Raw genomic sequence first — 8,917 nt, 5'->3', positions numbered from 1 at the left:
TGGATCCGGTTACCGCGGCAAGCCAACACAAAAAACGGCGCCCCGCAGGGCGCCGCCCACTCCCGGGCCATGCCCGAGGTTGGCGACGACATAAAGGGAGAACCAAAGACGCGACGCTCTACTCGTTCCGGGCAGAAACCCCGATTGCAACGGCCGAGGAAAGATAGTGGGTGGCGCCGCCCTGCGCCACCCACAGGGCAACGAACGAGTTGGGCGCGGATTCGTTCGCGAAAGGCGTTGCCGCACGCACCCGGACAGGCGAGAATCGACCACTCGGCCAACGATAGGCCAAGCACCGCTCGGGCAGGCTGACACGTCTTCCGCCAGAGCGCGTTTCCATCTGTGCAAGACACAAGGCGATGACGACAAACGCCGGTTTCAACCGCTTCGCGCCGCGCGCGGCTGGCGCAGTCGGTCCGAATCGTTGGGACATTCTCCTGCTGCCGGTCGTGATCGGAACGCTGTTCCTGATCACCTGGGGCAGCGGGAAAATGAACGTGCCGTACGTTCTCGGCACGCCCATCCTGATTTCCCTCGATCCGGGCAATCTGCCCGAGTATGCCCTGCGCACGACGCTGCGCATGGCCCTGGCAATGCTCGGATCGCTCGCTTTCGCGCTCCTTTACGGTAGCCTGGCGGCGAAATCGGAGGCGGCCGGACGGGTTCTCATCCCGCTGCTGGACATCCTGCAATCGATTCCGATCCTCGGCTTTCTGTCGATCAGCGTCGTCGGTTTCGTCCAGCTCTTTCCCCGCAGCATGCTTGGGCCGGAACTCGCAGCGGTCTTCGCGATTTTCACTTCACAGGCGTGGAACCTGACCTTCAGCTACTACGCCAGCCTGCGCATGATCCCCCGCGATCTGTACGAGGTTTCGCGCATGCTCAAGCTCTCGCCGTGGCAGCAGTTCATCCGCCTCGAAGCACCCTATGCGATGCCTGGCCTGATCTGGAACATGATGATGTCCGTCGCCGGCGGCTGGTTCTTCGTCGTCGCCTCCGAGGCGATCACGGTCGACAACGTGAGCATCCAGCTTCCGGGCATCGGCTCGTACATCGCGCTGGCCATTCGACAGGAAGATCTGCCTGCCGTCGGCTACGCCATTCTCGCGATGTTCATTGTCATTCTGGCGACGGATCAGCTCGTGTTCCGCCCACTGGTCGCCTGGGGCGAAAGGTTCAAGTTCGAGTTTACCGAAAACCAGCGTCCGCCCCGCTCGTGGTTCCTGTCGTTGCTGCGCCGTGCGCAGTTCACGCGCATGTTTCTCGCTACGGCGATGCGCGGATTGGTGGTGGTCCAGCTGGTTTCCGCACTGCTCGCGTCCAGGCAGGCGCGTCAGGCTTTTGCCTGGCCGCGGCGGCTGCGCTGGAGCGTGGACGGCGCGCTCCTCGACCGCTACGGCAACGCCCTCATGGTGATGGCGGCGGCGGCAAGCATGATCGCGCTGACTCGTTTTGTACATGCCTCGGTCAGCTTGCAGGAGATCGGTCAGGTGTTGCTGCTTGGACTGATCACGGGCGCTCGCGTCGTGCTCCTCGTCGCGCTCGTCTCGCTGCTCTGGGTACCCATCGGCATCTGGATCGGCCTCAACCCGCGCATCGGCCAGCCCGCCCAACCGATCGTCGTCCTGCTCGCGGCATTTCCCGCCAACCTGTTCTTTCCCGTCGCGGTTTCCGGTATCGTCGGCTTCCATCTGGATCCCGAAATCTGGCTCAGTCCGCTGATGATCCTCGGCACCCAGTGGTACATCTTGTTCAACGTCGTTTCGGCCGCAGCCGCCCTGCCGTCGGATCTGCAGGAAGCCGCTGCGAACATCGGTTTGCGGGGAAGGCTGCGGTGGACCCACCTGCTCCTGCCGTCGGTCTTTCCGTCCTACGTTACCGGCGCGGTTACCGCCTCCGGTGGCGCCTGGAATGCCAGCGTGGTTTCCGAACTGGTCGCTTGGGGCAGCACCAGCTTGAGCGCGACCGGGCTGGGAGCCTACATCGCAACACAGACCGCAGCCGGCGACTATCCACGCGTCGCCCTGGGGGTCGTCGTGATGAGCCTGTACGTGGTCCTGCTCAACCGCATCGTGTGGAAGCGCCTGTACATGATGGCCGAACAGCGCTTCAGCTTCGTTTGAGGGAATCGCCGCATGGAATCGGAGCCGCTGCTCGAACTGCACTCCGTCAGCAAGACCTTTCGCTCGGGCGACGGAGGGGCCAGTCCCGTACTCGAAGGCATCAATTTGTGCGTCAGGCCCGGCGAGATCATCGTCCTCTTCGGTCGTTCCGGCTGTGGCAAGTCGACCTTGCTGCGCATCATCGCGGGTCTGACACCGGCGACGATGGGCGAAGTCCGCTACAAGGGGCAGCGCGTGACGCGACCGCAGCCGGGAATCAGCATGGTGTTCCAGACCTTCGCGCTGTTTCCCTGGCTGAACGTGCAGCAGAACGTCGAACTGGGCCTCGAAGCCGCAGGCATTCCCGCCGAGGAACGTCGACGGCGGGCCCTGGGAGTGATCGACATGATCGGTCTCGACGGCTTCGAATCGGCGTACCCGAAGGAGCTCTCGGGAGGCATGCGCCAGCGCGTGGGTTTTGCCCGGGCACTGGTGGTACATCCCGACGTGCTGCTGATGGACGAACCCTTTTCCGCCCTGGACGTACCGACCACGGAGGCGCTACGCCATGATCTGATGGATCTGTGGACGACGCGCCAGATCCCGACCCGGGCGATGCTCCTCGTATCACACAATATCGAGGAGTCGGCGCTGGTGGCCGACCGCATCGTCATCATGCACAACAATCCCGGTAGCATCAAGAGCGAGATCCGGGTGCAGCTCAAGCATCCGCGCGATCCCGATTCGCGCGCCTTCCGACTGCTCGTCGAACAGGTTTACGCGGCCATCTCGTCGACGGGTGCCGCACAGAGGCGCAGGCTCGGCGTCGGCTATCGCCTGCCGACGGCGACCGTCGGCCAGATGATGGGAATTCTCGAACGCCTGAACCTGCCCGGTAACGCGGGCGGACTCGGCCTGTCGGTACTGGCCGAAGTGATGCAGATGGAGGTGGACGAGCTGTTCCCGATCATCGAGGCGCTCGAACTGATGGTATTCACGCGCACCAGCGGACAACGCGTGGAGTTGACTCCGGCTGGAAAGACCTTTGCCGAAGCCGACATCCTGCAACGCAAGATCGTTTTCGGTGAGCAATTGTTGCAGAGGATTCCGCTGGCGACGAACATCCGCCATGTCCTGGAGGAACGCGCCGGGTCGCGTGCGCCACGTTCGCGCTTCCTGCGGGAACTCGAGGATCATCTGAGCGAGGAGGAAGCCGAGCGGGTGCTGGGCGTCGTCACGGACTGGGGGCGCTACGCGGAGATCCTCGCCTATGACGGCGACACGGGAACCTTCAGCCTCGAAAATCCGGGCAGCGAAAACCTTGCGGAATCCCCTTGAGGCCCCTTCCCATGCGTCGCGCGCGGCCGCCGGCCTGTCGCACCACCGGCGACCGATTGCCGCAGGTCGGGCGGACGCCCGCGGTACGGCGTCGAATCTCTCGCTTCGCTGGCTGCACGGCAACGCAACGAGAAATGCCTCAGATCGATCAGGGTCTGCCGCAGGTGCTCCAGCCGGGCAATGCCCACCCGCTGCCGCGCCAGTTCGCCCGGATACGACCCGTACTCCCGGCACCACGGCCCAAGCCGGCCATGCAGATCGGTTCCCGCGGTTAGGCCGGGGCGGCGTGCCTGATCGCCCGACCGCTGCTCTGGCCAGGCCGGATGTTTTTGCGCGGGCGCCGGCCCACGTCCGCTCATCGCTCGCTGCGCCGGACGAAGTGGACGATCGCTTCGAGTGCTTCGTGCCAGTTCTCCTCCCGGCTGCGTCTCGAAGATGCGCGCGGCGTGAAGCCGTGGTCGCCGTCGGCCAGCCAGTGCACGCGGACCTCGCCGGACAGCGCGTAGCCGGCGACCTCGGAGGCACTGCCGAACGGGTCCCGCTCGCCCTGAACGATCAGTGTCGGCGTCCTGATCGCCTGCAGGTGCCCGATGCGCGTCTGCCCGGGTCTGCCAGGCGGATGGAACGGATAGCCCAGGCAGATCAGCCCACGCGCCCCGACCTCGTCGGCGATCAGGCTGGCGATCCGTCCCCCCATCGACTTGCCGCCGATGAACGGTGCTGCGCCGCTGAGCGAGGCGAGCACGTCCAGCCAGGTCCGCCGGAGGATCGCTTCGCGGTCGGGTGGGCGAAGCTTTCCGGTCAGGCGGCGCTCGGCCATGTACGGGAACTCGAAACGGACGACGCGCAGCTTCCGCTCGGCGAGCCCTTCGGCGAAGGCGCTCATGAACTCACTGTCCATCACGGCGCCCGCGCCATGGGCGAGGATGAGCGTCGCCTCGGCGTGCTCGGGCCCATCGACGATTCGCGGCGGCTCGCGCTCGGTCAGCGTCATCGGCTGGCTCGTTCCGGTGAAGCGCGGGGTTTCAGGTGGGCTGCCCTCGCCGACGAACTGCCGGGAACACGGTCGGCGTCTATCCCGGCGCGGTCAGCTGGGGCGGGACGACGCAACTGATCAGCCAGTGCTCTGCGTCGTGGGTCAGGCCGACGAGGCCCGCATAGCGGAAGTCGACCAGCGCCCGCTCGCTGTCGCCAGCCAGCAGAAAGCCCGAAAGGCGAGTCAGGAACGGCAGATGCCCGACGATCATCAGCGACCCCGAATGCGTGGCCAGGGCCCTGGCCAGCGGGCGGACGTCGTCCTTCGGCCCGAGACCCGGGTGCACCGAGACGCCGCGCGGCGGGTGGAGCTTTGCCGCGAGGATCGCGGCGGTCTGCGCCGCGCGCAGCTTGCCGCTGTGGCGAATCTCGTCGACCTGCAGACCGTGCCGTTTGGCCCAGGTGGCGACCTGCTCGACGCTGCTCCGCCCGGCGGCGGTCAATGGCCGCTCGGGGTCGACGGTTTCGGGTACGGCCTCGCCGTGCTGGACGAGGTAGAGGCTGGTCCTGCCGTGGATCTCGGACATCTCCCGGACTCCTTCACGCGAAACGCTGTTGGCTCCCTGGTCATTCCGCCGGCGAAGACCGGGGCGGCGGAATGGGCGCGGCGTGGCGGTTCAGCGCCCCGGGGGGCACCACGGGCGGCGCCCCGGATTCCTGCGACGACTGGCCGCAATCCTTCCTGCTGACCAGGCCATGATAGCACTCGCCGGTCAGGACCTGCTCGCGACGATATCTTCACCACCGCTCAGTCCTCGCGCAGACCCTCGAGCAGAGCCAGGCAGTTGTGTCCGAGGACGCGGTGGTTGTACCCGCCTTCGAGGATGGCGAAGAATCCCGCGCCGGTGTTCCGCGCCGTCTCGCGGACCATGCGGCCGATGTCGGTGTAGTCGGACTCGCGCAGCAGGCGGCCCCAGTCGTCCCGCGCGTAGTCGAAACCCGCCGAGATGGCGATGATGTCATAGACGTCGGCGCCGAGCGCGCCGTCGACCTGACCGATGAAATCTGCCGGGGAGTTCGCCGAGGGGTTGACCAGCTTCGCGTAGCCGCGGTCGCCGAGGATGTCCACGGTTCCGTCGCCGAAATGCAGGTCGATGTCGAGCACCAGGGCGCGGGTGATCCTCGCCTCGCTCCTGAGCTTCTCGAGGGCGATGGCCAGGTTGTTGAAGTAACAGAAGCCCCAGCAGCTGTCGGCGGAAGCGTGGTGACCCGGCGGTCGGATCAGCCCGAAGCAGGGCTCGGTCAGGCCGATCTCCGCGGCCTGGATCGCACCGCCAGCGGCCAGCGCGGCAATGTCATAGACGCCGACCCGCCGGACATGATCGATGTGACGCCGCGTGTGACAGCGGGCGATATCCACCTCGCTCGCCGGGGTCGCTTCGACGAAGCTGACGTGGTCGCTGATCACGTCCCTGATCGCCTCCATCCGCCCGGGCTCGGCGGCCGGGTCGGCGGCGTAGCAGTCGACGAACTTCTCGCTCCAGACAACCTTCATCGGACTGCCTCCTTCGCGGGCAAGCCCAGCAATGTGGTCAGCGCGTCCTGCCGGCCGACAGGGCGCTGGCGGTTGGTCCATCGATCGTCGCCGAGACCGATGCCGTGCCGGCGGCGTTCGTCGGTCTTCTTCGGATCGAGCTTCATCCGGGGTCTCCCGGGCATAAAGGGGCGCGTGCCGGCCAACTGCGTCGCTTTCCGACCCTCGCCAGCCGCCCGATCCGGCGTCTTCGCAAGGTCGCAGTCCGGCCGCGACAGGGGAAGCATAGGTGCTGCCCGCGCGAGCTGTCAATCCGCAGCCAGGCGTCGGGGCCGCCAGCGGCTGCGGCCCGTTCCCGGGCGGGTCGGCGTCCGGATCGACGCCGTGCGAGGCAGCAAGAGCCAAGCCCTGCATGGTATTCCCGAGCGCTGCCGGCAGTGAGCGCTCGCTGGCCGGGAAGACGAGCCGCCGGCCGATCGTCCGGCGGTCCCCGACACGAAAACTCCACATAGACTGTGGATTTAACGGGGGAAAAGCCTGTGGATAAACCGCTTCCGGCCAGGCAGCGGGCGCCCGGAGGATGCCTGCTCAGGGAACGGGCAAGTGCCGGGTCGTCTCCCCGCTTATGGGGGCAATGAACTCGCCGGCACGCGAGGAGCCCCGGCGCTACCCGGTCCAGACTGGCGATGCACGACGCTCATGCGAGGTCGTGTCGCCTGATCGATCGTTCCTGCCTGTTGTCTCTACCTTGGTCCTCGCGATTTCACGGGCAAGGCGCGGAGGACGGGCAGCTGCTGCCTATCGTCGACGGTCGTCGCCGTCGAGCTCGAAATTCCTCGCCACGATCGTTCTCGAGAGCAGCTCTCGCGGAACGCAGGCGGCGAACTTGATCGACTCGCGGAAGGCCGCAAGCTCGTCGCCCGTCAGATCGATCCGTTCAGGCAGTGTGGCGGCCAGTGCGGCAAGCGGTGCCTGCACGCTCAACGCATCGAAGCGAACCCTTGCTGCACCGGCCGATGCCTGCCGAGCCAGTGTGCGGTTCGCCCGCGTGCCGGCGAAGGTCCACGTGTGCATCGGCGCGCCGTCGACGCGAGAGGTCACCAGGTGCGTTCCCGAGGATGCCGGGATCTCGTCGGCCAGCGTCTGCAGCGCCCTGCGCGCCCGCCGGGACAAGGTCACGGTGGGCGAGGCGCCGTTCGCGAGCACCGAGCGGATGCCCTGACACACCTCGCGGCCCAGACTGCGTGCGCTGCCGATCCAGCGCGCCTTGCCTCCGCCGGCGGCCGGCTCCAGCCAGACGATCCGCTTCGCCCAGTCGACATCGGTGACGCGCCAGCTTCGGCCGGCCAGCAGAAGCAGTCGCTCGTCGCGCTCGCCGGTCAGGGCGGTCGGGTCGATGTAGCCGATTTCGGCGGCGCCGTGCCGGCCGGTCAGCAGTGGGCTGCCGCTGAAGGACGCCAGCAGATCGCGGTAGTGGCCCCGGGCGTAGCTGCGCTCGGTCTGCGGACCCACCCGTACCACGCCCTCGGCGCGATCGAGGAACTGCTGCTCGACCAGGTACTCGACGAGCATTTCGATGTCCGCGATCGGGAGCTCGGGGAACGAGCCATGGAGCAGCCGGAGCAGTTCCCGCGTGGTCAGTTCGCCGCGTTCGAGGATCAGCGCCAGCGCCTGCTGCGCGACGATGGGCCAGGGCTCGGCAGGTGGCACGGCCGCCTCGACCCAAGCCTCGGACCACTTCTGCGTCACGCCGAGGGCGACCAGGAACGCGTGGTCGTTGGTGGTCAGGAAGAGGCAGTTGCGACGGCCGTCGGCCCGCCGGCCTGTGCGGCCCATTCGCTGGAGGAACGACGAGACGCTCGACGGCGAGTCGATCTGGATCACGCGGTCGAGGTCGCCGACGTCGACGCCCAGTTCCAGCGTCGAGGTGGCGACGATGACGCAGTCGCGTTCCTCGGAGAACGCCGCCTCGGCGTGCCGCCGTTCCGACAGGCTGAGCGAGGCATGGCTGACGAAAGTCCGCATCGCACGGGTGCGCAGCAGGCTGCTCAGTTGCTCGGCACTGCTGCGCGAGTCGCAGAAGACCAGCCGCTTCTCACCGCGGTGCAGCTGCGCGATCACCGTCGCCGCGTTGTCCAGCGAATCGACGTGGTCGATGGTCACGTCGGCGTCGGTGCTGACGCTCGCGCTGCCGACGACTGCTCGGTTTCCGGTGGGGGCCAGCCAGGCGAGCAGTTCCCCCGGGTTGCTCACCGTTGCCGACAGGCCGATGCGCTGCAGCGGACGCTGCAGATAGCCGTCGAGCCTGTGCAGGACGGACCGCAGGTGCCAGCCACGGTCGTCGTCGGCGAAGGCGTGCAGCTCGTCGACGATCACCGCCTTCAGGTTGCCGAACCAGGCAGGCCGATCGACCCTGGCCGAGATCAGCATGGCCTCGCAGGATTCCGGCGTCGTCAGGAGGATGTCCGGCGCATCCTTGAGCGCCCGCTTCCTGCGCGATTGGGAGATGTCGCCGTGCCAGACCGCGACGCGGCGTCCCACCAGGCCGGCGTAATGCGCGAGCCTCGGCTCCAGGTTGTTGAGCAGCGCCTTGATCGGGCAGACGTAGAGGACGCTCGTCGCCGGCCAGGCCTCGACGAGCATCCGCGACAGGATCGGGATCGCTGCCGCTTCCGTCTTGCCGCCGGCGGTCGGCGCGAGCAGCAGGCAATGCGTCCCCGCGTGAATCGGTGCGATGGCCGCGAGCTGGGTCGAGCGCAGCGTGCTCCAGCCCAGCGTATTGACGACGTGGTATTGCAGGGAAGGGTGCAGCTGCTCGAATTCGCTCATTCCGCCCCCCGGGCCCTGCGGGCCGTCCCCCCGAGGGGGAGTGAGCGCTTTCGGAGCGGCCGTGCAGCGCTCATTGGGCCCCCTGGGCCCTGCGGGCCGTCCCCCCGAGGGGGAGTGAGCGCTTTCGGAGCGGCCGTGC

Annotated in this window: 7 protein-coding genes; 2 read left to right on the top strand and 5 right to left on the bottom strand. The window is 67.3% G+C overall.

Going from position 1 to position 8,917, the window contains the following annotated elements; translation table 11 throughout:
* Positions 1-359 precede the first annotated feature (359 nt).
* Both NFW05_RS06410 and NFW05_RS06405 read left to right on the top strand, forming a co-directional pair.
* Complete coding sequence (locus tag NFW05_RS06410) at positions 360-2,123, top strand: ABC transporter permease subunit (RefSeq protein WP_295303883.1); 1,764 nt, start codon at positions 360-362, stop codon at positions 2,121-2,123.
* 12 nt (positions 2,124-2,135) lie between these two features.
* Positions 2,136-3,440, top strand: coding sequence for a nitrate/sulfonate/bicarbonate ABC transporter ATP-binding protein (locus NFW05_RS06405; RefSeq protein WP_295303880.1), 1,305 nt, complete (start codon positions 2,136-2,138; stop codon positions 3,438-3,440).
* A 355-nt stretch (positions 3,441-3,795) separates the two neighbouring features.
* Here the strand turns inward: NFW05_RS06405 and NFW05_RS06400 are convergent, their stop codons facing one another.
* The 5 genes from NFW05_RS06400 to NFW05_RS06380 form a co-directional block, all read right to left on the bottom strand.
* Positions 3,796-4,434, bottom strand: a complete 639-nt coding sequence (locus NFW05_RS06400) for an alpha/beta family hydrolase (protein ID WP_295303877.1) — start codon at positions 4,432-4,434, stop codon at positions 3,796-3,798.
* Between the two features lie 79 nt (positions 4,435-4,513).
* Positions 4,514-5,002: a phosphohistidine phosphatase SixA gene (gene sixA / locus NFW05_RS06395; protein ID WP_295303874.1), complete on the bottom strand. Its 489-nt coding sequence runs from the start codon at positions 5,000-5,002 to the stop codon at positions 4,514-4,516.
* A gap of 221 nt (positions 5,003-5,223) precedes the next feature.
* Positions 5,224-5,970, bottom strand: coding sequence for a histone deacetylase family protein (locus tag NFW05_RS06390; protein ID WP_295303870.1), 747 nt, complete (start codon positions 5,968-5,970; stop codon positions 5,224-5,226).
* The gene (locus NFW05_RS06385) at positions 5,967-6,116 is read right to left on the bottom strand and encodes a hypothetical protein (protein WP_295303867.1); all 150 of its coding nucleotides are present in this window, start codon (positions 6,114-6,116) and stop codon (positions 5,967-5,969) included. The genes NFW05_RS06390 and NFW05_RS06385 overlap by 4 nt, the downstream gene beginning before the upstream one ends.
* A 631-nt stretch (positions 6,117-6,747) precedes the next feature.
* Positions 6,748-8,778 carry a DEAD/DEAH box helicase gene (locus NFW05_RS06380; RefSeq protein WP_295303865.1) on the bottom strand — a complete coding sequence of 677 codons (2,031 nt, stop codon included), beginning with the start codon at positions 8,776-8,778 and terminating at the stop codon, positions 6,748-6,750.
* Between the last annotated feature and the right edge of the window lie 139 nt (positions 8,779-8,917).

Source organism: Accumulibacter sp., assembly GCF_023806625.1.
Classification (GTDB): Bacteria; Pseudomonadota; Gammaproteobacteria; order Burkholderiales; family Rhodocyclaceae; genus Accumulibacter.
This window is presented reverse-complemented; position numbering and strand designations above follow the sequence as displayed.

Excerpts from the sequence above, each read along its gene's own strand:
- NFW05_RS06380 (WP_295303865.1), bottom strand. The coding sequence starts at position 8,778 with ATGAGCGAATTCGAGCAGCTGCACCCTTCCCTGCAATACCACGTCGTC.
- NFW05_RS06385 (WP_295303867.1), bottom strand. The coding sequence starts at position 6,116 with ATGAAGCTCGATCCGAAGAAGACCGACGAACGCCGCCGGCACGGCATC.
- sixA (WP_295303874.1), bottom strand. The coding sequence starts at position 5,002 with ATGTCCGAGATCCACGGCAGGACCAGCCTCTACCTCGTCCAGCACGGC.
- NFW05_RS06390 (WP_295303870.1), bottom strand. The coding sequence starts at position 5,970 with ATGAAGGTTGTCTGGAGCGAGAAGTTCGTCGACTGCTACGCCGCCGAC.
- NFW05_RS06410 (WP_295303883.1), top strand. The coding sequence starts at position 360 with ATGACGACAAACGCCGGTTTCAACCGCTTCGCGCCGCGCGCGGCTGGC.
- NFW05_RS06400 (WP_295303877.1), bottom strand. The coding sequence starts at position 4,434 with ATGACGCTGACCGAGCGCGAGCCGCCGCGAATCGTCGATGGGCCCGAG.
- NFW05_RS06405 (WP_295303880.1), top strand. The coding sequence starts at position 2,136 with ATGGAATCGGAGCCGCTGCTCGAACTGCACTCCGTCAGCAAGACCTTT.